24 protein-coding genes are annotated in these 25281 nt (G+C 65.1%); 9 read left to right on the forward strand and 15 right to left on the reverse strand.

Annotation, left to right across the window (positions count from 1 at the left end):
- Window positions 1-21 precede the first annotated feature (21 nt).
- From ASB57_RS04150 to ASB57_RS04185, 8 genes are all read right to left on the reverse strand, one after another.
- Window positions 22-1035 (reverse strand): tripartite tricarboxylate transporter substrate binding protein, encoded by a 1014-nt coding sequence (locus ASB57_RS04150; protein ID WP_057650810.1) that lies wholly within the window; start codon window positions 1033-1035, stop codon window positions 22-24.
- Entirely contained in the window at window positions 1025-2593 is a 1569-nt protein-coding gene (locus ASB57_RS04155; RefSeq protein WP_082621360.1) for a tripartite tricarboxylate transporter permease, read from the reverse strand. Before ASB57_RS04155 ends, ASB57_RS04150 begins: the two co-directional genes overlap by 11 nt.
- Before the next feature lie 13 nt (window positions 2594-2606).
- Window positions 2607-3071, reverse strand: coding sequence for a tripartite tricarboxylate transporter TctB family protein (locus ASB57_RS04160; protein ID WP_057650812.1), 465 nt, complete (start codon window positions 3069-3071; stop codon window positions 2607-2609).
- Between the two features lie 262 nt (window positions 3072-3333).
- Window positions 3334-4458, reverse strand: coding sequence for an ABC transporter ATP-binding protein (locus ASB57_RS04165; RefSeq protein ID WP_197424946.1), 1125 nt, complete (start codon window positions 4456-4458; stop codon window positions 3334-3336).
- Window positions 4434-5492 carry an extracellular solute-binding protein gene (locus ASB57_RS04170; protein WP_082621362.1) on the reverse strand — a complete coding sequence of 353 codons (1059 nt, stop codon included), beginning with the start codon at window positions 5490-5492 and terminating at the stop codon, window positions 4434-4436. Before ASB57_RS04170 ends, ASB57_RS04165 begins: the two co-directional genes overlap by 25 nt.
- Before the next feature lie 39 nt (window positions 5493-5531).
- Window positions 5532-6344 carry an ABC transporter permease gene (locus tag ASB57_RS04175; protein WP_057650816.1) on the reverse strand — a complete coding sequence of 271 codons (813 nt, stop codon included), beginning with the start codon at window positions 6342-6344 and terminating at the stop codon, window positions 5532-5534.
- Window positions 6337-7200 carry an ABC transporter permease gene (locus tag ASB57_RS04180; RefSeq protein WP_057650817.1) on the reverse strand — a complete coding sequence of 288 codons (864 nt, stop codon included), beginning with the start codon at window positions 7198-7200 and terminating at the stop codon, window positions 6337-6339. The genes ASB57_RS04175 and ASB57_RS04180 overlap by 8 nt, the downstream gene beginning before the upstream one ends.
- 5 nt (window positions 7201-7205) lie before the next feature.
- The gene (locus ASB57_RS04185; protein WP_057650819.1) at window positions 7206-8531 is read right to left on the reverse strand and encodes an LLM class flavin-dependent oxidoreductase; all 1326 of its coding nucleotides are present in this window, start codon (window positions 8529-8531) and stop codon (window positions 7206-7208) included.
- 165 nt (window positions 8532-8696) lie between these two features.
- Between ASB57_RS04185 and ASB57_RS04190 the strand changes: the two genes are divergently transcribed.
- Window positions 8697-9599, forward strand: coding sequence for an MBL fold metallo-hydrolase (locus ASB57_RS04190; RefSeq protein WP_057650821.1), 903 nt, complete (start codon window positions 8697-8699; stop codon window positions 9597-9599).
- Window positions 9596-10621 (forward strand): TRAP transporter substrate-binding protein, encoded by a 1026-nt coding sequence (locus tag ASB57_RS04195; protein ID WP_057650823.1) that lies wholly within the window; start codon window positions 9596-9598, stop codon window positions 10619-10621. Before ASB57_RS04190 ends, ASB57_RS04195 begins: the two co-directional genes overlap by 4 nt.
- Here ASB57_RS04195 and ASB57_RS04200 read toward each other — a convergent pair.
- Window positions 10618-11196, reverse strand: a complete 579-nt coding sequence (locus ASB57_RS04200) for a TetR/AcrR family transcriptional regulator (protein ID WP_231755333.1) — start codon at window positions 11194-11196, stop codon at window positions 10618-10620. The two genes, ASB57_RS04195 and ASB57_RS04200, sit on opposite strands and share 4 nt — an antisense overlap.
- Before the next feature lie 141 nt (window positions 11197-11337).
- On the opposite strand from ASB57_RS04200, the gene ASB57_RS04205 reads away from it, so the two are divergent.
- From ASB57_RS04205 to ASB57_RS04225, 5 genes are all read left to right on the forward strand, one after another.
- Window positions 11338-11913, forward strand: a complete 576-nt coding sequence (locus ASB57_RS04205) for a thioredoxin (protein ID WP_057650826.1) — start codon at window positions 11338-11340, stop codon at window positions 11911-11913.
- Window positions 11914-12023: 110 nt separating this feature from the next.
- Window positions 12024-13256 carry a multidrug effflux MFS transporter gene (locus ASB57_RS04210; protein WP_057650828.1) on the forward strand — a complete coding sequence of 411 codons (1233 nt, stop codon included), beginning with the start codon at window positions 12024-12026 and terminating at the stop codon, window positions 13254-13256.
- A gap of 41 nt (window positions 13257-13297) precedes the next feature.
- Window positions 13298-14074 carry an IclR family transcriptional regulator gene (locus ASB57_RS04215; RefSeq protein ID WP_197424947.1) on the forward strand — a complete coding sequence of 259 codons (777 nt, stop codon included), beginning with the start codon at window positions 13298-13300 and terminating at the stop codon, window positions 14072-14074.
- 167 nt (window positions 14075-14241) lie between these two features.
- Window positions 14242-15390, forward strand: coding sequence for a M14 family metallopeptidase (locus tag ASB57_RS04220; protein WP_057650832.1), 1149 nt, complete (start codon window positions 14242-14244; stop codon window positions 15388-15390).
- Entirely contained in the window at window positions 15390-16715 is a 1326-nt protein-coding gene (locus ASB57_RS04225) for an LLM class flavin-dependent oxidoreductase (protein ID WP_057650834.1), read from the forward strand. Before ASB57_RS04220 ends, ASB57_RS04225 begins: the two co-directional genes overlap by 1 nt.
- 43 nt (window positions 16716-16758) lie before the next feature.
- Here ASB57_RS04225 and ASB57_RS04230 read toward each other — a convergent pair whose 3' ends face one another.
- From ASB57_RS04230 to ASB57_RS04255, 6 genes are read right to left on the reverse strand one after another with little or no spacing between them, the layout of a single operon-like run.
- Entirely contained in the window at window positions 16759-17613 is an 855-nt protein-coding gene (locus ASB57_RS04230) for a VOC family protein (protein ID WP_057650835.1), read from the reverse strand.
- A 30-nt stretch (window positions 17614-17643) separates the two neighbouring features.
- Entirely contained in the window at window positions 17644-18651 is a 1008-nt protein-coding gene (locus tag ASB57_RS04235) for a zinc-binding dehydrogenase (protein ID WP_057650838.1), read from the reverse strand.
- A gap of 30 nt (window positions 18652-18681) precedes the next feature.
- Window positions 18682-19554, reverse strand: coding sequence for an ABC transporter permease (locus ASB57_RS04240; RefSeq protein ID WP_057650839.1), 873 nt, complete (start codon window positions 19552-19554; stop codon window positions 18682-18684).
- Window positions 19555-19564: 10 nt separating this feature from the next.
- Window positions 19565-20533, reverse strand: a complete 969-nt coding sequence (locus tag ASB57_RS04245; protein ID WP_057650841.1) for an ABC transporter permease — start codon at window positions 20531-20533, stop codon at window positions 19565-19567.
- A 44-nt stretch (window positions 20534-20577) separates the two neighbouring features.
- Entirely contained in the window at window positions 20578-22098 is a 1521-nt protein-coding gene (locus ASB57_RS04250; protein WP_057655901.1) for a class I adenylate-forming enzyme family protein, read from the reverse strand.
- Between the two features lie 11 nt (window positions 22099-22109).
- On the reverse strand, window positions 22110-23720 hold the full coding sequence (locus ASB57_RS04255) for an ABC transporter substrate-binding protein (protein WP_057650843.1): 1611 nt from the start codon (window positions 23718-23720) through the stop codon (window positions 22110-22112).
- A gap of 333 nt (window positions 23721-24053) precedes the next feature.
- Between ASB57_RS04255 and ASB57_RS04260 the strand changes: the two genes are divergently transcribed.
- Window positions 24054-24821, forward strand: coding sequence for an SDR family oxidoreductase (locus ASB57_RS04260; protein WP_057650844.1), 768 nt, complete (start codon window positions 24054-24056; stop codon window positions 24819-24821).
- A 7-nt stretch (window positions 24822-24828) separates the two neighbouring features.
- On the forward strand, window positions 24829-25251 hold the full coding sequence (locus ASB57_RS04265; RefSeq protein WP_057650846.1) for a PaaI family thioesterase: 423 nt from the start codon (window positions 24829-24831) through the stop codon (window positions 25249-25251).
- Window positions 25252-25281: the final 30 nt, after the last annotated feature.

Consider the following 25281-nt stretch of genomic DNA (forward strand, 5'->3'; position numbering starts at 1 on the left):
AGCGTCGGTGGGCGTGGCGGTTCAACGGGTAAAGCCGCCAAGCAAATCGCGAAAGCGCTTGTCCTCGCTTTGCAGGTAGGCGCCGGTCTGGGCACTGTCCAGGCGATGGGGCACCAGCAGTTCGGCGTCCAGCATCGCTTTCCATTCAGGGGTGGCGGTAATGGCCGCGAAGGCCTTGTCCCAGTACGCGATCTGGGCCGCTGTCAGCCCGGGCGGCGCCAGCACGCCTCGCCAGGCGGGCACCACGATGTCATAGCCCAATTCGCGCCACGTCGGCACTTGCGCCAGGGCGCCGCCGGCCCGTTCGGCGCTGGCGACGGCGAGGTAGCGCAGGTCGCCTGATTCGACGAAAGGGTTCAGCGCGAAAGGGGTGGTGACGGCCACGTCCACGTGACCGCCTATGGTGGCCGTCACGCCTTCGGTGGATGCGTTGAAGCTGACGGCCTTGATCTTCTTCACGTCCAGGCCCAATTGCTTGGCCAGCAGCAGCACGCTGACGTGGTTGGTTGTGCCTATGCCGGACGAGATGGAGAAGGACACCGAAGCCGGATCCTGCTTCAGCCTGTTGACCAGATCGGCCGCGGTCTTTATCGACGATTTGCTGCTGACCGCGAAGACCATCAGTTCATCGAACAGGATGGAGATGGGCGTGAACTGCGAATACGAAATCGGACTGCGGCCCAGGATGTTGTTAGACAGCACGACGCCGCCGATGACCTGGAGCACATTGGCTTCCCTGGCGTGCTTGAGCGTGTAGGCCATGGCGACGGCGTGGCCGCCGCCGGGACGGTTGGACACCACGCTGCCGGCCGGCGCATAGCCGCCTTGCTTCAGGAAGCGCTCGATGTCGCGTGCGGTGCGATCCTGCGCGCCGCCGGGGCCGACGCCCACGACCACCTCCACGGGGCGGGTGGGCAACCAGGCACCGGCGGAGGCTTGGGCGCGGGACAGGGCCGGCAACGCCGCCCATCCCAGGCCGGCCGAGGCGGCCAGAAGGGTGCGGCGGCGTGACAGGGAGATCGGATCAGGATTCATCGGTGGAGGTCTGTGGTGATGGGGAGGAGGGCAGGGTCTGGGCGACGGGCGCGGACCGGCCCTGGAGCAGGGCGGCCAGGCGGGCCCGGTGCTTCCAGGCGTAAGGCAGGACGAACATCAGCGCGGCCAGGATCAGGAAGGTCACCGACAGGCCGCTGGATAGAAAGATGGCGGGGTCGCCGCTGGATAGCGTCATCGATTGCCGGAACGACTGCTCCAGGCTCTTGCCCAGCACCACGGCCAGCACCATGGGCGCCAGCGGCACATCCAGCTTGCGGAAGGCGTAGCCGACCAGGCCGAAGCCCAGGATCAGGCCAAGGTCCAGCGTGCTGCCATCGATCGAATAGACGCCTATGGTCGCGATGGCCAGGATCAAGGGCAGCAGGATGCCCGTAGGGATATAGAGCAGCCGCACGAAGATGAAGACCAGCGGCAGATTGAGCACGAACAGCATCACGTTGCCCAGATACATGCTGTCGATCAGACCCCAGACAACTTCCGGATTGCGCGTCATCATCAGCGGGCCGGGTTGCAGGCCGTACATGACGAAAGCGCCCAGCAGCACGGCCGTGGTGCCATTGCTGGGCAGGCCCAGGGTCAGCAGGGGAACCATCGAGCCGCCGGCCGCGGCGTTATTGGCGGCTTCGGGGCCCGCCACGCCTTCGATCATGCCGGTGCCGAACTTGTGCTTGTCCTTGTGGATGCCGCGTTCCAGACCGTAGGACAGGATGGTGGCGATGGTGGCGCCCGGGCCGGGAAGAATGCCCTTGACGAAGCCGATCAACGTGCCGCGCACGATTGGGAAGACCGAGCGCGACCATTCCTCTCGCGTCAACCACAGCCTGCCGCGGATGCGCATCACGGGCGCCATGCCGCGGCAATGTTCCTCGAAGGTGATGAAGACTTCGGAGATGGCGAACATGCCTACCGCCACCGCCAGGAAGCTGATGCCGTCCTGCAGTTCCGGCACGGCGCCGGTGAAGCGGGGCGAACCGCTTTGCAGGTCTATGCCTACCGTGGCGATCATCAAGCCGAGCACCATGGACAGCAGGCCCTTGGCCAGCGACGTGCCGGTCAGGCTGGACACCGCCGACATGGAGAACAACATCAGGCTGAAGTATTCGACCGGACCGAACTTCAGGCCGAAGCGCGCCAGCGGCACGGCCAGCACGCTCAGCGCCACCACGCTGAACGTGCCCGCGATGAAGGACCCGATGGCGGAGACGGCCAGTGCCGCGCCGGCGCGACCGTTCTTGGCCATCTGGTAGCCGTCCAGGGTGGTCATCACCGATGCCGATTCGCCCGGCGTGTTGATCAGGATGGAGGTCGTCGATCCGCCGTACATGGCCCCGTAGTACATGCCGGCGACCATGATGAGCGCGCTGGTGGGATCCATGCCGAAGGTCAGCGGCAGCAACAAGGCGATGCCCGCCGCGGGGCCCAGGCCGGGAAGCACGCCCACCACGGTGCCCAGGATGCTGCCGATCAGCACGAACAGCAGATTGCGCGGTTCGACGGCCGCGGCGAAGCCGTGCAGCATGTGCTCAAAATTATTCATGGGTTTGCCGCGATCAGAACGGAAGAAGGCCGGCGGGCAGGGGAACGCCAAACAGGCCGGCGAACAGCAGATAGCTGCCGCCGGCGAAAAGGATGGCGACGGCCGCGCCGACGTAACGGTTGCCACGATGGAAGCGCAGGATCAGGCCCAGCAGGAAGGCCGCGGTGGCCAGGGCATAGCCCAGGGTTTCGAAGAACAGGAAGTAGAGTCCGGTCCAGATCGATACGGTCAGCAGCACGCGAAAGTCCTGGCCGCGCACGTAGCGATAGAAGCGGACCCAGTCAGCGCGCAAGGCGGCACGGCCGCGCCCCTGCACGATCAGGGCGATGCCGATGACGATCAAGGCGACGGTAAGCACTTCCGGGAACAGGCGCGGCCCCAGCGGGTCGCCGAACTGAAGCACGGGAATTTGCGAGATGCCCCAGCCGTAGATCAGGGCGATGATGAGGGCGACGACACCCAGGGCAAGCTGCGTCATTGCGTGGCCTCGCCGCGGACTCTCGTCACCGCGATGACGAACGCGCAGCCGCGATGATGCGATCGCGGGTGGGTAAGGCGGGATCAGGTGAAGATGCGGTGTGCATGGTCGGTAGAAAGAACGTTCGTTCTACCAGAGAATACGTGGTGGCTCCGTGGGGACCAACGTTAAATAATTCATCTGCAAATAGCTGAAAACGGTGGCCTCAGCTGCCGTTCAGCTTGGCGGCCACCGCATGTCGCGCGTTCTACCTAGTGCAAGTTCAAGCGTCAGTGCCAGGCAGCAGAAGGCAGTCCGACGCGCGCCAGCAGACCTGATGGCGCTGGCCCAAGGCGGGCGGCGGCTGCGTTCCTGGAAGTTCGAACCGGACGGTCGGGCCACCCGCGCTAACGCCGCTGATGCTCCAGCTTCCGCCGCTGTAGACGACGTCCTGGACCTCGATATCCAGGCGATTCCCGGATGTGGAAACGTCGTTGGAAACCGTGTTTTCGCGGAACGCGAGTGTCGCCCGCTCGCCGACCTTGAATTCGCTTCCCGGGAGGGCCGACGCGTGCCACGTCGGGCCGGCACCACCGCTACGCACCACGCAAGCGCCAGCGGTCGATACCTCTTGCACCTCGACGTCCAGCAGGTTCGCGACACCGAGAAAACGCGCGATGTGCGCGTTCGCGGGCCGTTGATACAGGTCCTGCGGCGTGCCGTACTGGGCGACCCTGCCGTTATGCAGGATCGCGATGCGGTCGGATACCGCCATGGCCTCGTTCTGGTCATGCGTCACGATGATCGTGGTGATGCCCGATTCCCGCTGGACCCGCCGGATCTCTTTCTGCAGCTCCGCGCGCAGGTTCGCATCCAGGGCGGCCAGGGGCTCGTCCAGCAACAGCACTTTGGGTCCGATGGCGATGGCGCGCGCCAAAGCCACCCGTTGGCGCTGGCCGCCGGACAATTGCGCGGGCATGCGGCTTTCCATCCCCTCCAGTCGCACCAGCGCCAACGCCTGCTTCACGCGGGCAGCGATGTCGGCTTTTTGAAGGCGCCGATAGCGTAGGCCGAATGCGATGTTGCGGGCGACATCGAGATGCGGGAAGAGTGCGTAGCTCTGGAAGACCACCCCGACGTCGCGCTTGTGTACCGGCAGGGCGCGCACGTCCTGGTCGTCGAAGCGCACGCTGCCGGTGTCGCCCCGCAGGAAGCCGGCGATCAGGCGCAGGCAGGTGGTCTTGCCGCCGCCGCTGGCGCCGAGCAGGGACAGTATCTCGCCCGGCCGTGCTTCCAGGGTGATGTCATCGAGCACAAGCCGTTCGCCGTAGCGATGGCTGACGCCTTCCAGCCGGACGCGGACGGGGCTTGGGGGCTTCCCTGTCACCGCGCGACCTGGCGATTCCACAGCGCCACCGCCTTGTCGTAGTGCTTCATGAACAGGCGCCAGTCGGGTTGGATCAGCTTGTTGATGTCGGAAAGCTTGGGCGCGATTTGAGGATCCTTGGCGACGAGGGGGATGATCAGGTCGTTGGTCGGCGAGAAGAACAGTTCCGTGGCCTGCCCAAGCTGGGGCAGGGGAGCCAGCACCGTGTCGATATAAGCCGCCGCGGCGTCGGGATACTTCGTTCCCTTCACGATGTCGATGGTGTACGGGGCGGCGACGCCGCCTTCCTTGGGATCGACGAACTGCAGGTCGGGATAGCGCGTGCTCACGCCCCATGCGCGCCCGCTGGACATGGGCGCTGCCCAGATTTCACCGGACTGGAACAGGTTCTCCACTTGCACGGTGGAGTTGTAGTAGTCGTGCGCCTTGATCTTGGCGATGCGCGCGATACCTTTCTCCGGCGTCGCTTCGTTACCGCCTTCCAGCCGCGATGCCTGCAACAGCAGCGCCCGGCCGGCCAGGTGGGTCAGTTCCGGGACGGACACCTTGCCGGCCAGTTGCGGATTCCACAGGTCGTTCCAGGATGTGGGCGGCGCGATGCCGGCGGCCTTGAACTTGGCGGCGTTATAGGCGATGCCGATGGAAATGACGTGGAGTTCCGGGCCATAGCCATCCTTGTCCAGGGCCGGTCCGACGATGTGCTTCAAGTTGGGGATCTTGGCGGGATCCAGTTTCTGCAGCACACCGGTGTCGATCGCGCCTTCCTGCACGTCCTTGTCCAGGTACACCACGTCATACGGCACGTCGCGCCCCTTGGCTGCGATCAGCTTGGCCAGGTGATCGCTGGCGTTGGCGTCGATGAACTCCACCTTGATGCCCGTGCGTTGCGTGAACAGCGCGGCGGCGTATTTCTGGTGCAGTTGGGTGAAGGCGCCACCCGCGCTAGCGACGCGCAGGGTGGCCGGCTTCGGGGACGCCGGCGTCGATTGTGCGTGGCTTGCCGGCACGGCGACGGCCAGGCCGAGGGTCAGGATCAAGGAAGAGAGTATTTTCATCGGACTGCTCTATCAGTTCAGTTGCGGTGGGAAAAAGGTTCAGGCGCGCGTGACCGCGGCGATGCGCGACAGGCCGACATAGCGCTCGAAAAGCAAAGCCAGCCCCAGGGACAGGGCGATGATGACGGTGCTGATCGCCAAAAGGCCGCCGTCGAAATTGAACTCGACGGCGGAATAGATCTTCACGGGCAGGGTCTGTGACGAGCCGCTGCCCACGAACAACGCCACCACCACGTCATCCAGCGAGATGACGAAGGCGAAGAAAGCGCCGGCCGCGATGCCGGGCAGCAGCGCCGGAAGACTGGCGCGGAAAAAGGCTTGCAGGGGCGTGGCGCCCAGGCTGCGCGCGGCTTCTTCCAGGCTGGGATCCAGGTGCGCCTGGGCGGCAAGCACCGCGCGAACGACCAGCGGGGTAGTGAACGCCGACTGGGCCAGTGCGATGCCCGCCAGTGAGCCGCCAAGGCCTAGGCCTGCCCAATCCCACAATTTGGCGGAAAACTGCAGAGCGGCCACGGCGATCACCAGCGTGGGCACCATCAGCGGCGCCAGGAAGACGGCGCGCAAATGGTGGATACCGGGCAGGCGCAGCCGCTGCAGGCCGATGGCGGCGGGAACCCCGGCCAGGGTCGCGATGGCGGTGGTGATCGCCCCGACCGCGATGCTGTTACGCAGGGCATACACGTAGTCCAGGGGCAGGTTCTCGTACCAGCGCAGCGAGAATCCGGGCGGCGGAAATTGCAGCACGCCGGCGCTGCTGAACGAATTCAGGATGATCATGCCTACCGGCAGCAGCAGGAAGACAAGCACTGCCGTCAGGTAGAGCCGGTAGATCCATAGGGCGAGCTTAGTCATCGCTGCTCCGGTCGGTCCGGCTGTCGATCCGCCTTGCAGCCTTGATGATCGCCCACGTCAATACCAACAGCAGCAGGGCGGCGGTGGCGCCAGCCGGATAGTTCAGCAGCGCGCGAAACTGCTGGCCGATGTAGGTGGCCACGACCTGGACCTTGCCGCCGCCCGCCATGGCGGGGGTGACAAAGGAACCCAGGGCGGCCGTGAATACCAGCACCGAGCCGGCCGCCAGGCCGGGCCGGCTCATGGGCAGCACGACGCGCAGGACGGCAAGGAAGGGCGCGGCGCCCAGGCTGCGCGCCGCCTCCTCCAGTTCGGGCGGAATGCGTTCGATGACTGTCTTGAGCGACAGAATCATGAAGGGCAGGAGCGCATGGGCCAGGGCGATAAGGACGCCCGTGAAGTTGTGCAGCAGCGTCAGCGGTTGCGCGGTCACGCCCAGCGCATTCAATATTTCGTTGACCAGGCCGCGCTCCGCCAGGATGGGAAACCAGCCAAGGTTGCGTATGACGGCGCTGATCATCAGCGGGGCCACGCAGGCAAAGGTCACGGTGGCGCGCCAGGCCGACCGGGTGCGGGCCAGGAAGTACGCCAGCGGGTAACCCAGGACGACGCACAGGGCGACCACGCTGAGCGCCAGCAGAAGGGTTCTCAGGAATAGCCGCAGAAAATAATCATCGGCGTACAGATCCTGGTAGTTGGCCAGGTTCCAGGCGCCACCTATCCGTCCCATCCCTTGATACTCGTGCAGGCTGTTCATCCCGAGGATCGCCAATGGCACGATGAAGACCAACGTCAGCAACAGCAGGGCAGGCAGGACCAACAGGTAGCCGCGCGCCCGGTGGCGGGAATGCTCCATGCCGGTTACCGCTTGAACGTGGGGATGGGCAATCCCAGGTTTTCGCGCAAAGTGCTGCCCTCATAGCGCTCCCGGAACAGGCCGCGCCGGCGCAATTCCGGGATGACCAGTTCCGAGAAATCGGTCAGCCCGTCCGGCAGGGATGGCGGCATGACATTAAAGCCATCCGCCGCCTCCGTCTTGAACCAAGTCTCCAGGACGTCAGCGACCTGGGAAGCCGTCCCGCACACCGTCAGGTGCCCCCGGGCCCCGGCGATGGCCGTATAGAGCTGGCGGATGCTCAGGTTTTCCCGGCGTGCCAACGCCAGCACGACTTCCTGGCGCCCTTTGCCGCCGTTGGTGGTGGGAATGTCCGGCAAGGGACCGTCGATGGGATGCCCGGACAGATCGGTTCCCAGCATTTCACCGAGTATCGACAGCCCGACGGCGGGCTCGATCAGGCGTTGCAGTTGGTCGTTCTTTTCGCGGGCTTCTGCCTCGCTGCGGCCGACCACGGCATAGACGCCGGGCATGATCTTCAGGTGTTCCGGATCGCGGCCGAATGCGGGCATGCGGCCCTTGACGTCGGCATAGAACGCGCGCGCGCGTTCCAGGTCCGTCTCGGCCGTGAATACCACTTCCGCTGTCTCGGCGGCCAGGGCCCGGCCCGCCGGCGAGGAACCGGCCTGCACGACGATCGGATGCCCCTGCGGCGAACGCGCCGCGTTCAACGGCCCACGCACCTGGAAATGCTTGCCTTCGTGTTCCAGTGCGTGCAGTTTGGCGGGGTCGAAATACTGGCCGCTCTCCTTGTCATAGCTGAAGGCATCATCTTCCCAGCTGTTCCACAGTCCAAGTACGACCTTATGGAATTCCCGCGCGCGTTCATAGCGTTCGGCGTGCAGGGGATGCGCGTGGCCGCCAAAATTGCCGGCTTCGGCAGGGTTGGCGGACGTGACCAGGTTCCAGCCGGCGCGGCCGCCGCTGATCAGGTCCAGCGACGCGAACTTGCGCGCGACGTGAAAAGGCTCGTTATAGGTGGTGGTGGCCGTGGCGACCAACCCGATATTGCGCGTCACCACCGCAAGCGCTGACAACAGGGTCAGCGGCTCGAACAGCGCCGTATAACGGGCGATGCGGCTCATCGTGTCCAGGGATCCCGGCTTCACCATCAGGGTGTCGGCCAGGAAGATCATGTCGTAGCCGGCCCGCTCCGCGTCGACGGCCATGTCCAGATAATGCCGCAGGTTCACACCGGCATCGGCCTGGGCCGCGGGCGCGCGCCAGCCCGCGACATGGTGTCCGGTCGCATGCAGGAAGGCGCCCAGTTTGATATGTCCACGGTCCGACATGCTTGCGAGCCCAAACGAATGAAGAGGGTTCGCATCCTAACGCCGGACCGGCGCGCCTCATAAGCCGGATTTCTTATGTGTATAGACTGACAGGTTAGTTCACCCCTCCGGGGACATCCGCTAAGGTACGGCGCTTATTCCACCACTGAAGATGCAAAGACGAATATGGCGGCATTGAACGACGGGCTCTGGGCGTGGCAGCAACCAGGCAACAACAACAGATTGATCGAGCTGCAGCAGCGGCGTGGCGACGCCACGTTGGCCGGAGACGTCAAGCTGGAATTCTTCGGCTGCATGGCATTTCGGATCACGACGCCGGCCGGACTATCGATCTTCATCGACCCCTGGCGCAACGGACCGGCGGGCGGAGACGGCCAGTTCTTCCGCTTCGAGATGCCGTCCTTCGAGACCGATATCGGTATCTCCACGCACGCGCATTTCGATCACGACGCCCTGCATCTGCTGCAGGCGGGCATGTTGCTGGACCGGCCCGTGGGCCGCTACGAGTTCGCCGATGTGGTGATCGAAGGCTATGCCGACAAACATGTGTGCGACTACAGCGGCTGTCTCTACAACTTCACCGACTATCTGATCGACCGTGGCGTGAACCCGTTCCCGCCGAACAATACGCGCGGCTATGACAACACGCTGATCCTGATCAAGACGGGCGGCCTGCGCATTCTGCATTGGGGCGACAATCGGCCCGATCCCTCCGACGCCGTGTGGGATGCGATCGGCGAGGTGGATGTGGTCATTCTGCCGATCGACGATTCGCGCCATGTCCTTACCCTGGAGCAGGCGAACGAGACGATCACGCGGCTGAACGCCAAGGTCGCCATTCCCAGCCACTACTTCACGCGCGGCCTGTTCCGCGTCGTCAGCACGATGAAGACGGCGGATGAGTGGGTGGCGCAGCGGCCGTCGGTGACCCACCTGGATACGGCAACGGTGACGCTGAGTCCGGCGTCCATCGCGGACCATAAAGGGCACACGCTTTATTTCGGCCAGCACCTGGCTTTCCCCTTGCCCGAAGGGGCGATACGCACGCGCGAAGAGGTGGTGGTATGAGCAGCAGTCCTGGTCGCATTTTCCTCAAGCGCAGCGGCGTGGCGGCCGCGGCGGCCCTGGCGGGGCCCCTGGTGCTGCCGCGCTATGCTCATGCGGCCGAGTTCAGCCTCAAGTACGCCCACAACGCCGCGGTTTCCCATCCGCAGCATGTCTGGGCGATCAGGGCGGCGGACGCGATCAAGGAGCAGACCGCCGGTCAGGTGGAAATCAATGTGTTTCCCAATAACCAGCTGGGGTCGGACACCGATACGCTGTCGCAGCTGCGGGCCGGGGCCGTCGACTTCTTCACCATGTCCGGGCTGATTCTGTCGTCTCTGGTGCCCGTGGCGGCCATCAACGGCATCAGCTTCGCCTTCCGGGATTATGAGCAGGCATTCCAGGCCATGGACGGCGCCTTGGGAACGCACGTGCGCGAGGCCATCCGGGGCAAGGGCCTGGTGGTGTTCGACAAGATATGGAACGGCGGTGTGCGCGAGATCACCTCTGGCAAGAAGCCCATACACGGGCCCGACGATCTGAAGGGATTCAAGATACGCGTGCCGCCCAGCGCCTTATGGGTTTCCACGTTCGAAAGCCTGGGCGCGGTGCCGGCCAGCATCAACTGGAACGAAACCTACTCCGCGCTGCAGACCAACCTGGTGGATGGACAGGAGTCGCCCCTGGTATCCATCGATACGTCCAAGCTGTACGAGGTGCAGAAATACTGCTCGCTCAGCCACCATATGTGGGACGGCTTCTGGCTGCTGGGTAACCGGCGTGGTTTTGCCCGGCTGCCGGCGCGGGCGCAGGAAATCATCACCGCGGAGTTCAATCGGGCGGCCATCGGCGAGCGGCAGGACATCATTACGGCGAACGCGGCCTTGCAACAGCAACTGGCTGGACGCGGCCTGGAATTCATCGACGTCGACCAGGCGGCTTTCCGTGCGCGCCTGCAGCAGGCGGGTTTCTACGCCCGCTGGAAGGAAAAATTTGGCCAGCAGGCCTGGGGGCTGCTGGAAGCGTCCGTCGGCCAACTGGCCTAGCGAGCCGCGGCCGGCTCCAGCCAGGCGGAAACCAGGATGCGCGCGGTCTTGCGCGCAAGCGTTGCGCCTTCCTTGTTGCGCCGGACCATGATCGTGGACAGCGCGCCGTCGTAGAGCTGGGCCAATTGCAGGGGCAGGTCGGCGGCGCGGCGGCCACGCAGGCCAAGCGCGCTGGTGAACAAGGCGCGCAGCGCATCTTTGTGGCCTTTGACGATATCCTTGATGGGACCGGATTCCTCATGCTCGGCCAGCGCCAGCAGAAACGCGCAGCCGCGGCCGCTTTCCACTTCGACCTTGGTCTCCAGCCATTCGAAGATGGCCAGGACGCGGGGCAGCGGTTCCGCTTCGGCCGCCTGCATGGCGGCTGTCAAAGCGCCGATCACGGCTTCGTGGCGGCCTTCCAGATACGTCAGGATCAGCGCTTCCTTGGTGCGGAAATGCTTGTACAGCGTCGGCTTGGCGACGCCTGCTTCGGCGATGATCCGATCCACGCCCACGGCTCTGATGCCTTCCTGGTAGAACAACGTGCCCGCCGTTGCCAGGATGTGATCGCGCATGGATGGTGTAGGTGCCAAAGCTTGTGTCTCCGGGCGTGGATTGTAGGAATGGACTGGCCCCGAAGGCTTGGCAGTATAGCGAACTCGGCATAAATTGACGATCCGCATATGCCCATCCGCATGGGCCCGCATCCATCGCAACCAAGCATAGGAACCTCCATGACCCAGCCCGATACCATCAACACCTGGCGTGCCGATCCCCTTATCTGGGGGCATGGTCCGCGCGTGTTCGAGGTGTTCCTGGAACCCACCTGCCCGTTCTCCGTGAAGGCGTTCAACAAGCTGGACGCCCTGTTGGCGCAGGCAGGCGAGGATCTCGTCACGGTAAAGATCCGGCTGCAATCCCAGCCTTGGCATATGTATTCCGGGGTGGTGGTCCGCAGCGTTCTGGCGGCCTCCACGCTGCCGGACGGCAAGGCCAGCGCGAAAGCCGTGCTGGCGGCCGTGGCGGCGCATCGCGAGGAGTTCGAATTCGCGCGCCATGCCGGTGGCCCGAACATGGACGCGACGCCGAACGACATCCTTGCCCGCATCGAGCGCTACAGCGGACTGTCCCTGCGCGCGGCGTTTGCCATTCCGGATCTGGATCGGGAAATCAAATGGCACGCCAAGTACGCGCGCCAGAACGGCATCCACGTGTCGCCCACTTTCATGATCGACGGACTGGTCGACCCGAAACTGAGCAGCGGCGACGACGTGGCCGTCTGGGTCGAAAGACTGCGGCAGGCCGCCTGAGCAGGTTAAAGAGGCTTTCTGCTCCGCGCCTGCTTCGACTCGAGTGATCCGACTGTATCGCAAGGTGGTACACTTACTGTATCGCAATACGGTACAGTCCTCGGTTCATAATGTCTTCTTTTACCCGCCGCCACATCCCCGCCCACTCCGCCTGGTACGTGGTGATGCTGGGCTTCCTGTCCGCACTGCCGCCTTTGGGCATCGACATGGGGCTGCCCGCCTTGCCGGACCTTCAGGCGGATCTGGGGATTCCGCTTGGAGAGGCGACGCTTACCATGACCCTGTTCCTGGCCGGGTTCGCCTTCGGGCCGCTCATGTCGGGACCGCTGTCGGACCGCTATGGACGCAAGCCCGTCATGCTCACGGGTATTGCCATTTTCTCGATCGCGGGCCTGGGTTGCGCCTGGGCGCCCACGGCTACGTGTGTGCTGGGGATGCGAACCTTGCAGGGCATCGGCGCGGGCGCCGCGGCGGCGCTGCCGGCCGCCATCGTCCGGGACGCTTATAGCGGCCACATGGCGTTGAAGCGCCAGTCCTATGTCGCGCTGGTCAACGCCATCGGGCCGTTGGTAGCGCCCTTGATAGGCGTGACCGTGATGCGCTTCGGCGACTGGCGCACCATCTATGCCACCTTGGGCGTCGTCGGTGTGGTGTTGTTCCTGGTCATCTTTCTGGGCTACGCGGAGACCGCGCCAGGCAGGCGCGAACGGGCTCTGGCCGACACGGCCGTACAGCAGCCACATGTGCTCGCGGCCGCGTTCACGGCATATCGGCAGGTCCTGCGCGACAAGCACTATCTGCTGTCCACGGGCGTCCTGGCAATGACCTTCGGCGCGATGTTCTCCTACATTTCCAGTTCGTCCATTGTGTTCATGGGCGTCATGGGTGTCTCGGCTGGCATCTACGCCATGTTGTTCGCGTTGAGCGCCATCGGCGGCATCGCCGGAGCGGCATGCAATGCCCGGCTGGCGCCCCGATTCGGCGAGATGCGCATGCTCTACACGGCAGTCGGCGTCAGCCTTCTTGCGTCGCTCACGCTGGCCCTGCTTGCGGCGCTGCAATGGCAGACGGTGGCCGGCTGCGCGGCCCTGGTGGTCCTGAACAATTTCTGCGCGGGTGTCGCTATGCCCAATGCCACGCACCAGGCGCTCCAGCGACTTGGCAAGGTGGCGGGCAGCGCGGCCGCGCTCCAGCGTTCCCTGCAAATGGCCTTCGGCGCTCTGGCCAGCGCCTTGGTGGGGATCCTGAGTCCCAATCCCGTCATGGGCATGGCGGCATCCATGGTCATCTTTGCCGCGCTCTCGTGCCTGTTCCTGATCATTCGGCACCGCCTCGCTGAATAGACCCCGTCCTGAACAGGCCCCCTATGAATAGGCCCATCACCATGCTTCCCGATCCTGAGTCCACTTCCCGAACCCAAGGCATCCAGGTCATCGCGCGGGCCGCGGCCATTCTGCGCGTAGTATGCGCTGCCCCGGACGGGATGAGCCTGGGGCAGATCGCGGCCGCCACCGGCCTGGCGCGATCGACGGTGCAGCGCATCGTCGAAGCGCTGGAGCAGGAGTACCTGGTACAGGCCGGGCAGGGAGGCGTGCGGCCGGGCTGGGGCCTGCGCCGCCTGGGCGATCTGCCCGGGCCAGGCGTGGCCGCGGAGCTGCGCGCGCCGCTGTTCCAGCTATTCAAGACCACGCGGGAGACGGTCGACCTGTCCACCTTGGCGAGCACCGAAGTCCTGTTTTTGGACCGCTTTCTGTCCGATCAGCGCCTGCGGGCCGTGCCCGCTGTCGGCGTGCAGTATCCCGCTTATACGATGGCCATCGGCAAGGCCTTGCTGTCCTTGCGCACGAACAAGGAGATCGAGTCGCTGTACGGCAAGGGCGCTCTGGAAAGATTGACGCCTCGGTCACTGCGATCCGTCACGGCACTCATCGAGGATGTGGAGCGCATACGCGCTGGCGGCTTCGCGTATGACCTGGAAGAACACGCCATGGGCGCCTGCGCGGTAGGCCTGCCCATCCTCCACGCAGGCGAGCAGTTGTTCGGCGTATCAGTGGTCATGCCCACCGACCGTTTCGAATCCCACCGGGAACGGGTGGAAGCGGCCCTGCGCCGATGCGCGGACGAGTGCGCCCAGCGCCTGGCCAGCACCTCCGCCCGCTGACCGCGGTCGTGGTCGCGGTCATCGGCATACCCTTATGCTCCATCGATCTATGAATGGCGGCGCGGCGCCGATAGAATCGTCGGAATAGCACGCCGGGAATCGGCGCGGGCAGTGTGCTGTAACGCGGCCCGGCATTGCGTGCCGACGCGCCTGGCCTGGGTAGGACAATGACCGAATATCTGGATTATTGGCGCTGCTTCGCCGAAGACTACGCATCCGCAAGACATCTGTTCCTGGAAGCCGCGACCGCTGCCGGCGCCGAGCTGACCGCGTACGTGCATCCCGACAGAAAAGGGCCTGAAGGCGAGGCGCTGGCCGTGGATGTGGCGACCCTGGGCCCGCAAGACGCTCACAGGCAGTTGCTGATCCTGAGCGGCACCCATGGCCTGGAGGGCCGCGCCGGCTCCGCCATGCAAGTCGCCTGGCTGCTCGCCGGCGACGGCGGCCGCCTGCCCCCGGATGTCAGGGTGGTGTTGGTCCACGCCCTCAATCCCTACGGTTTCGCCTACGCGTCGCGGACCACGGAAAACAACGTGGATCTGAACCGCAACTTCGTCGATCATGCCGCGCCGTATCCGGACAACCCCGGCTACGCCGAACTGCACAAGGCCTTGCTGCCGCCGGTCTGGTCCGAGGCGGCGCTGGCCGCGACGGACGCCGCCACCGCACGCTATCGCCAGGAGCATGGCCCCGACGCGCTGTTCGATGTGACCGCGCGCGGCCAGTACACCCATCCCGACGGCGTCATGTATGGCGGGCGCGGCCGTGAGTGGTCGAATCTGACGCTGGAGCGCATCGTGCGGACCCATCTGGCCGGGGCGCGCCAGATTGGCCTGATCGACTGGCACACAGGTATCGGCGACTATGGCGAGCCTTTCTTCCTGTGTTTCAACCCGGACGGCAGCGACCTTCAGGCCGAGGCTGCCCGCTGGTGGGGCCAGGAACGCGTGGTCGGTCAGCGTCCCAACGGCCTGGCGCGGCCGGACTACCAGGGGCTGGTGTTCAATGGGGTCAGGCAGTTCCTGGACGGGCGTCCCATGGTGGGCGCGGTCATCGAATACGGGACGGCCGCCGGGCCCGCGCGCGCGGCCTCGCGGCTGGACCAATGGCTGCGCTTCGTGGCGCCGCAGCAGCCCGATCCCAGACGTGACACTATCCTGAAAGCCGACGTCATCGACGCCATGGTGCCAACGTCCAGCCTGTGGCGCCGCGCTGTCATCAAACATGGCCTGGAGATCACCCGGCAGGCGGTCGCCGGCATCGCCAGTTGGCAGACCGACGCTACGCGCGCGGCTGCGCTCATCGGGGAACGGTAATGGCCACTCGCCAATTAAAGCTGGGCGCTTTCATGCGCCCGGTCAGCATCCATACTGGCGCATGGCGCTATCCAGGCGCCACGCGCGATGCCAATTTCAATCTGCCGGCATTGAAGCGCTATGCCCAAGCCCTGGAGCAGGCGAAATTCGATGCCTTCTTCATGGCGGATCACCTGGCCGTGCTGAACATGCCGATCGACGCGCTCAAGCGCAGCCACACCGTCACGTCGTTCGAGCCTTTCACGCTGTTGTCCGCGCTCAGCCAGGTGACCGAGCACATCGGCCTGGTCGCCACCGCATCCACCACCTTCGACGAGCCCTTCCACGTGGCGCGCCGTTTCGCGTCGCTCGATCACCTGAGCGAGGGCCGGGCAGGGTGGAACGTGGTGACCACGTCCAACCCTGATGCCGCGCTGAATTTCGGCCGCGAAGAGCACGTCGACCACGCCCGGCGTTATGCCCGCGCGCGCGAGTTCTTCGACGTGGTCACCGGACTGTGGGACAGCTGGGCCGACGACGCCTTCGTTCGCGATGCCGAGCAGGGGATCTATTTCGATCCCGCGCGCCTGCATACGCTGGCGCACAAGGGCGAGCACTTCTCCGTGCGCGGGCCCCTGAACATCGCGCGGCCCGTGCAGGGCTGGCCGGTCATCGTGCAGGCCGGCGCTTCCGAGCCTGGACGGCAACTGGCGGCTGAGACCGCCGAAGCCGTCTTTACATCCGTGCCTGATCTGGCTGCAGGCCAAGCCTTCTATGCCGACGTAAAAGGGCGCATGGACCGCATCGGGCGCGACCGGGAGCATCTAAAAATATTGCCGGGCGCCCTGGTGGTGGTCGGCGAGACAATTGAGCAGGCGAAAGACATACGCAATCGCCTGGACAGTCTCGTCCATGACGCCAGCGCCATTGCGTCGCTATCGGTGGTGCTGGGCCACGACGCGTCCAAGTTCGACCTGGATGGCCCGCTACCCGACATCCCCGAGAGCAATGCCAGCAAGACCGGCCGGCAGCGCGCCGTCGACCTGGCGCGCGGCGAGAACCTGACCGTGCGGCAACTGGCGCGACGCCTGGGCGGCTACGGCGGCCTGGCCTTCGTCGGCACGCCGACGTCGATAGCCGACGAGATGCAGGCGTGGCTGGAGGGCGATGGGTCCGACGGCTTCAACGTGATGTTTCCCTGGCTGCCCGGCGGCCTCGATGCCTTCGTCCAAGGCGTCGTTCCCGAACTGCAAAGGCGCGGCATCTTTCGCCGGGAATACGAAGGTAAAACGCTGCGGGACAACCTGGGGCTGCCCCGGCCGGAGAATCGCTTCTTCCCACGGTGAAATCGGCCTTTGGAGGGCCCCGCGGGGGGGGGGCCTCTATGCTTTATGTTTCCTGGGAAAACGCCAGCAACGTGCCATAGGTCTCACCCAGACTGACAACCCGCTGGCCATCGACAGCGGCCTGGTGGCGAATACCGTTCTCGTCCAGCAACCGCGTCGCACGGCTCAGGTCGCGCACTTCGACGACAGACCCTGCGAACCAGCCCCCGTTCAGCGCGTCGGGGACAAGCACGCCAGGATAGTCATGCTGCAATTTCGACGGCGTGCTGAAACGTAAGCGCAGCGTGCCTCTGCGCACTTCCAGCCAGTCGGCCCCGTGCGATACCGAGATGGCGCCGAACAGCCGTTCGTAGGTTGGAAGCAAGGCCAAGGGATTGGGATGAGCGATCAGCAGGGCGCCCAGGCGCCGCGCCGTGTTGGGATGGTCCTGCCACTGGGGGCGGAAGACCAGCTCGCGCGTCTGATGGCCGCAGGTGAAGAACAGGGGCAGGGGGGCGGCATCCGCCGGAAATTCGGTATTGACCCAAGCCGCATTGCCGGCGACACCGTCGAAGCTCACGGGGCGGCCGCCGCTTTGCGGTTCGGGCGCATTGATTCCCAAGGCCGCCAGCTCCCGATGGACAGCTACGCTGTCCGTGGTTTGCAGCGCTGCGGCAACCGGGCCTTCGTAGTGGTCGGGGAAGGAAGCGAAGCGGGACCCGGCCTTGAGTTCAGGCGGGAAGTACAACAACTCAAGGTAATTGGCGTCCAGGATGATCGTGTGGTTGCGCGTTCCCTTGTGATGACGGCCTTCGGGCGATACGAAAAAACCCAGGCGGCCATATGCGGCGGCGGCGCCAGCCAGGTCATTGACGCGGATGATGTAGTGATCGATGCCGGTGACGGAAGGCAGAGACATGTGAGCTCCCAGTGGATAACGCAAAAAATATCAGGGCGTGACGATGACCTTGCCGAACACTTCGCGGTCTTCCAGCAGCCGGAAGGCTTCGGCGGTCTGGTCGAGTGGCAGGACGCGGTCGATCAGCACTTTCAAGCGGCCGTCGCGGACCAGGGTCAGCAGCTCCAGCAGGTCTTCCCGCGCCCAGCCGTTGGCGCCGAGGATCTGGCGTTCGAAGGTCCAGATATGCCGGATGTCTTCCTTGGGATCGAAGCCTGCCGTAGCCCCGCAGGTCAGCAGGCGGCCACGATGCTTCAAAGTTCGTATCGATGGCACCCACGTGTCGCCGCCGGTGTAGTTGATGACGACGTCCACGCCCGCCTGCGGCCGCTTGCGGCCGGGCCGGCCGTAGAGCTTGTTGACCGCGGCCTCGAAATCTTCCCGTGCGTAGTTGATGAAGTGATCCGCGCCCAACTCGATCAGTTTCTCGCCTTTGGCATCGGAGCTTCCGGCCGCGATGACTTCCGCGCCATAGATCTTGGCCAGTTGCAGCGCGCATACGCCCACGCCACCGGAGGCGCCCAGCAGAAGGACGCTTTCGCCGGCCTTCACCTGGCCGATGGTATGCACCATGCGCAAGGCGGTCCCGTAAGCGACAGGCAGGGCCGCCGCCTGCTCGAACGAGATTTCATCGGGCAAGGCGATCAGTTGATGCCAGCGTGCCGAGTAGTACTCGCCGAGGCCGCCGTAGGCATGGTCGGGGATGTGGCCGGGTTCCGCGCGCGTGGACGGATCGACCAGGACGCGGTCGCCTTTCTTCCAGCCGCTCACTTCGGGGCCGACCTCGACCACTTCACCGGCGATGTCCATGCCCATGATCACGGGGAAGTGGTAGGCGATGCCAGGCATTCCGCGCCGGGTGAACACGTCGTGATAGTTGATCGAGGTGGCCAGCACGCGCACCAGCACGTCGCCCGGGCCCACCTTTGGGGGCGGATAGTTTGTTTCCAGCAGCAGTTGTTCATTGCCCCCGTGGGCTCGAATGACGACAGCGCGCATGATGTTCCTTGCAGGTAAAGGTAAATGGATTCAGGACCGGCGTCCCGCCGGCCGTGTCGCCGCGCCGATGGCCTCGCCCACCAGGCTGAGCGCGAAGACGGTCAACAGGATGGCGACGCCGGGAAGCGCACTGATGTACCAGGACGTGCGCAGCATGTCGCGGCCCTCGCCGATCAGGCGGCCCCAGGTTGCGACGGCGGGATCGGAAAGCCCAAGGAAGGACAGTCCCGCCTCCAGCAGGATGGCGCCGGCTATGATGATCGTGGCCAGCGCGATGATGGGCGGCAGCGCATTGGGCAGGATCTCGGACAAGATGATCCTGGTGTCCGTCATCCCCAGCGACCGGCATGAGGCGATGAAGTCGCGGCTGCGCCAGGTCATGAACTCCGCCCGCGTCAGGCGCGCCACGGGCGGCCAGGTCACCGCCCCGATGGCCAGGATGGTGTGGCTGACCCCGGTGCCGAATATGGATACGATGGCCAGCACGAACATCAACGCGGGGATGGTCTGGAACAGTTCGGTCAGCAGCATCGCCGCCGCCCCGGCGGCGCCACCGAAATAGCCGGCGATGGCGCCGAGCAGCACGCCGATGACCGTGGCCGTCAGGCACGCGAGCAGGCCTATCGACAGCGTGGCGCGCGCGCCGTGGGCGATAAGCGCGGCGATATCCCGCCCCATCGAGTCTGTGCCCAAGGGATAGCGCCAGTCATGCAGCGGCCACTGCTGGGGCGGCGCGACGATGCGCAAGGGATCTCCCGGGTATAGCCAGGGCGCGGCCAGCGCCGCGACGATGAGCACGCCCAGGATGACGATGCCCGGCCTGGCGCCGCTGACCCGCAGGAAGCGCCGTATGGCGAGCGTAAATGGGCCGTCGCGACGTTCGGGGACAGGGAGGGCGCTCATGGTCTGGCCTTCACGAGAGTTTCATGCGCGGATCCAGCCGCGTGTAGATCAGGTCGGTGAGCAGGTTGGCCAGCACAACGACCACTGCGCTCAGGATCAATATGCCCAGCACCATCGGATAGTCGCGATTGAGCACGCCGTCATAGAGCAGGCTGCCGATACCGGGCCAGCCGAACACGGCTTCGATGACTACGCTGCCGCCCAGCACGCTGCCGAACTGCATGCCCGCAAGAGTCACCACAGGCAACAACGCATTGCGCAGCATATGCGTCCAGACGACACCACGCGGAGTCTGGCCCTTGGCATGGGCCGTGCGCACGAAGTCCAGATGAGCCACTTCCAGCATGGACGCGCGGGTGACTCGCAGGTAGACGGCGCAGTGGAACAGACCCAGGGAAATCGCTGGCAGGATCAGGTGCCGCAAGATGTCCCAAGCACGCGCCCAGGCGCCACCGGTCTGGGTATAGGACTCCATGTCGCCCGCCGGCAACCAGCCCAGCTTCACGGCGAACAGCACCACCAGCATCAGGCCCAGCCAGAAACTGGGCGCCGCATAGAGAAACAGTCCCAAGGTCGACACGATGCGATCGCCTGCGCGGTTTTCACGCATGGCCGCGTACACACCCGCGATGGTGCCCGTCAGCACGGCGATGGCGATGCCCGACAACACCAGCAGCAGCGTCGCCGGGACGCGTTCAAGGACGGCATCGATGACAGGCACGCCTTGCCTATACGAGAATCCCAGGTCGAAATGCAGCACCGCGTAGACATAGCGTCCCAGTTGGACCAGCGCCGGCTGGTCCAGGCCGTAGGTCACGCGCAGCTTGGCGATCATGGCGGGATCGGCCAACTGCATGTCCGAGGTCATGACGTCGAGGAAGTCGCCCGGCGCCGCCTTGATCAGGAAGAAGCTCAGGACGATGACACCAAATATCATCGGCAGCGAATGCGCCAGCCGGCGGGCAATGACACCTGTCATGAAGATTCTCCTTGCAGCCTGGGCATGTGGCGATCCGGTTCGCGTCAGCGGGCCCAGTTGCCCGCGCGCTCGCGCACGACCGCTTCGCGCTTCAGCGCATTGCGGTCGATCTTGTTCGTCCCGGCCCAGGGCAGGTCCGGGACGATGGCGATACGACGGGGGTGTTGGTAGGCGGGGCCGTGCGCCAGCGCGTGCGCTTTCAGCGCCGGCGCGTCCAGCATGTCGGCGTCCCTTGATGCCACGACGAAAGCCACGGGAATCTGGCCGCGCTCCTCGTCCTCCAACGGCACGACGCAGGCCTGGTGCACGGACGGGTGCCGCTCCAGTGTCTTCTCCACTTCGCCGGGATAGATGTTTTCACCCGCGCACACGAACATGTCGTCGGCCCGTCCGACGAAGAAGTAGAAGCCCTGAGCATCGCGGCGCATCACATCGCCGGTGTAATACCAGCCGTCGCGAAACACCTTGGCCGTGACCTCGGGCAGGTTGAGGTAATGCGTCATGACGCCCGGTGACCGCAGCAGCATCACGCCCTCGTCTTCATGCGGGCCGTCCGTCAAGCGCACTTCGATGCCCGGATGCGGCACGCCCACGGCGATGGGCGGCGTCGCGATGCCTTCCGGATGGGGGCCGAACACGCCGCCGCCGGCTTCCGTGGAGCCATAGCCGTGGGTCAGGATGGCATGCGGGAACGCCAGCCGGACTTTTTCGAACAGGCTGGCGGTCATCGGTGCCGAGCCCAGGCTGATGACGCGCAAGGCGGACAGGTCGAGTCGCGCCAGCAGGTCGGCTTCTTTCAGCAGCCGGGCCAGCACCGTGGGCACCGCCTGGACATGGGTCACCCGGTAATCCGCCAGTGCCTGCAGGTAGCGGCGTGCCTCGAAGGCGGCGAATATCACCAGCACGCCATGTTGCTGCAGGCCGCGCTTGGCGACGAGCAGGCCCGCCATGTGGAATAGCGGCTGGGCAATGATATGGACGAGGCCGCTCGTTTCGGGCGCTCCCTGGCGCCGGCTCGCCATCCAGAACTGGCCGGCGTGTGTCAGGGGAACGCCCTTGGGCTTGCCCGTCGATCCCGACGTATAGAGAATTTCCGCGATGCTGTCCTGCTCCGGCCGCCAGGTATCGAAGGCGCCGTGATCCAGCACCGCGGTGTAGCCGGCCGGTCCGCTGTCGTCCAGATCGACAAAGGGGACACTGCCAGGCAATTTGGGAAGCTGTTCGTGGTCGGTGAACACCAGGCTGACGTCGGCGTCCTGGATCACGTACTGGACGGTCTCCGCCGGCGCCTTGTTATTCAAGGGGACGGCGATCAGGCCGGCTCGCGTGATGCCGGAATACACGCTGACATATTCGGCGCGGTTGCCCGAAAGGATGCCGACACGGTCCCCCGGTTGCAAGCCGCGCGCGCTGAGCAAGCGTGCCACGCCGCGCGCCTGCGCGTCGATGTCGGCATGCGAATAACGGCGCGGATGGTCCGGATCGCGCAGATCCACCACCGCCATATCGTCCGCGGGCCGCTCGTGATCCCACAGGTCGCCGAGGTTGTAAGGGCTATGGCTCATGCTGCTGGCCTTCAGGCTGACAACCAGATCGAGTCCCACGAGTCCCGTTTGATATCGGCGACGTTGGGCAGGCCCTGGACCACGGAGCGGGCCACGGTCAGTTGCTTGACCTCGACCAGGCGCACATTGGTGGCCGCCGTGGCGGCCTGCACCGCGTAGTCGTGAATAAGCTGCTTGCGCTTGGCCGCATCGATTTCAAACGTGATTTTGTCGACCAACGCATCGAATTTGGGATCGGACCACTGGCTGGCGTTACGAAACGCCAGGCCGCGGGCGATACCCTCCGAGGTGAACAGTTGGGTCGTTCCTGGTACGGGTTCGGCCGGCGAGCCCGCGTTGGTGATGGCCAGGTCGAAGTCGTAGTCGGTGTAGATCGCCTTGAGCGATCCGGCACGATCGGGCACGCGCAGCTCCACGTCGACGCCGATATCCTGGAGCGCTTGCCGGATATACGCGCCCAGCTTGCCGTTCTCGTCGACCCAGCCCGCCGCCACCAGGCGCACCGCGAAGCGCTTGCCGCCTTCCTTGCGCGGGAACCCGGCCTCATCGAGCAGCTTTTCCGCCCGCGCCTTGTCGAACGGATATTGAGGCACGTCCGGGTTGTAGTAAAGCGTGTTGTGGCTGCCTATGATGCTGCGGGCTGGCGTGGCGAAACCCTGGTAGATCACGTCGGCGATGTATTTCAAATCCAGCGTGTGCAGGATCGCCTGGCGTACCGCCTGGTGTTGCGTGATGGGATTCTTGGCGTTGAATACCAGCGTTGCGTCCCAATCGGAAATCTCATAGTTCTTGTCGCTGACGAGGAACTTGCCGCTGTCGCGCAGCCGCTTGATGTCGGCGAAAGGGACGGGGTTCTGCACGCCGATGTCCAGTTCGCCGGCCTCCAGGGCAGCTGCCCGCGCCGACGGCTCACGCCACCAGCGCACGACCAGCCGGTCGGGATTGGGCAAGGAAGGCTGCCAGTACTGCGCATTGCGTTCGAACTCGGCCCTGCTGCCGCGCACCCAGCGCTGGAAGCGGTAAGGGCCGGTGCCCACCGGCGCGTTGTTGGCGGGATTGGTATTCAGGTCGCCTTTGCCGTAGATGTGCGCGGGGATGACGTTCAGGGTTCCCAACGCATACAGAAAAGTGAACTCCGGGATCGGCTTGTCGAATTCGACAGTCACTTCCTGCGCGCTGCTCGCATAGGCGCGCTTGAGCGCGGTCAACGCGCCGCCAGCGGCAATCTGCTTCCAGTATTCGCCGATGGTGAAAGCCACGTCGGCAGCGGTGAAGTCCTTGCCGTCGTGCCACTTCACGCCTTGGCGCACGGTGACCTTGTAGCGTTGGTGATCCGGGTCGACTGCCCATGCCGTGGCCAGATGCGGGCTCACCGACAGGTCAGGCGCGATGCGGACCAGCGTTTCCAATACCCGCGCCGCGGTAAACGCGGGGCTGCCGCCGCCGCCCGCCGGTGCGAACATCGTGTGGGGCTCCGGAAAGCCGATGGTCGCGGTCAGAACTCCCCCTTTGCGCGGCGCCGTCGCGCCTTGCGCCCAAGCGGGAACTTGCCACCCAGCCGCGGCCATTGCCGCGCCTGCGCCGGCCATCTTGACGAATCCGCGACGCGATATACCTGCCATTGCCCTGACTCCTGGTGATGCAAACCTGCCCGATCGGGCTTTGCTGTAACCCGCGATCTTAGGCAGGACATCACGCACGAGGGAAATAACAATATCGACGATGGACATGCCCACGCATCCCTGGCGCGCACAGGGCGGGGCGTATATCCTGCGCGCGCCTGTACGCGGGCACGCGTGCGTCGCATGCGTGTGCGCGATATGTTGCAGGTGCCCTTGGCGATGCTCTCCTCGAAATAAAAAAATAGAAAACGAGTCTTTGATGCGCGTGATGGCACCCGCCTATCATTTGCGGTTCTCGGCGCGGTATGAGCCGTGCAGTGCCTACGGTGAGTTATGAGCGAACAGCGATTGCAGGGAAAGGTGGCGTTGGTGACCGGCGCCGGACGTGGCATAGGGCGTGCGATCGCACGCCGACTGGCGCGCGACGGTGCGACGGTGGTGGTGCACTTCCGTGAGAACGCACGGGCAGCGCAGGACACGCTGGCTTCGATAGAGGCCGCCGGCGGCAAAGGATTCCTGGTGCAGGCGGACCTGGCTGTCGTGGACGGGCCCGGGTTGCTCTGGCAGCGTTTCGACACGGCGTTGCGTGAATACGGTCTGCCCGCGGGGCTGGATATTCTGGTCAATAACGCCGGCGCGGGCGGGGCCAAGATCATCGATCAGGTGACCCTGGAGGACTTCGAGCTTGGTATCGGCCTGAACTTGCGTGCCCCGTTCTTCGTCACGCGTGACGCGTTGCCGCGCCTGCGCGACGGCGGGCGTATCGTCAATATCTCTTCCACGCGCACGCAGCGGGCGGCGCCGCCGTCGGCCGTCTATGCCAGCGCCAAGGCCGGCCTGGAAGCGCTGACAGTATTGCTGGCGCAACAGCTGGGCCCGCGTGGCATCACCGTCAACGCCGTGCTGCCCGGCGCGACGGCCACTGACGCCAATCCGCGTGCGAATGAACCGGTGGCGGCCAGGGAAAAAGCGAAGGAAATCGCGCTTGGCCGGGTCGGCCAACCGGAAGACATCGCGGACGTGGTGGCCTTCCTGGCCAGCGCGGACGGACGCTGGGTGACGGGTCAACGTATCGCCGCCAGTGGCGGCCAGTTGCTGTGAGCACGCCATGGGAACGTTGACGCTCGAACAGGTTCAGGAAAGGCTGCGCGCCTCCGGCTTCAACGCGCTGTTGAACCTGACGGTACTGGAAGCCGACGCAGGGCAAGGATTATTACGCGTCCGCGCTCCGTTCCAGCCCGCCTTCGAACGAGGTAACGGATCGCGGCAGTGGCATGGCGGACCGCTCGCCGCCTTGGTGGACACCGTCGGCGACTTTGCCTTGATCCAGCAACTGGGACGCGGCCTGCCGACCATCAATTTTCGTATCGATTACCTGCGGCCGGCCGTCGACACGGACATCGAGGTCGTGGCCACCGTGCGGCGCGCGGGCAAGAGCGTCGGCGTGGTGGACGTGGAGCTGTTCGACGACGAGGCCCGTCTGCTGGCGCTGGGGCGTGCAACCTATTCGACGCTCCCGCCGGCCGCGTGATGTCCGCGCCGGACGAACTCGGAAGCATAT

This window comes from Bordetella sp. N (assembly GCF_001433395.1).
Lineage (GTDB): Bacteria > Pseudomonadota > Gammaproteobacteria > Burkholderiales > Burkholderiaceae_B > Bordetella_C.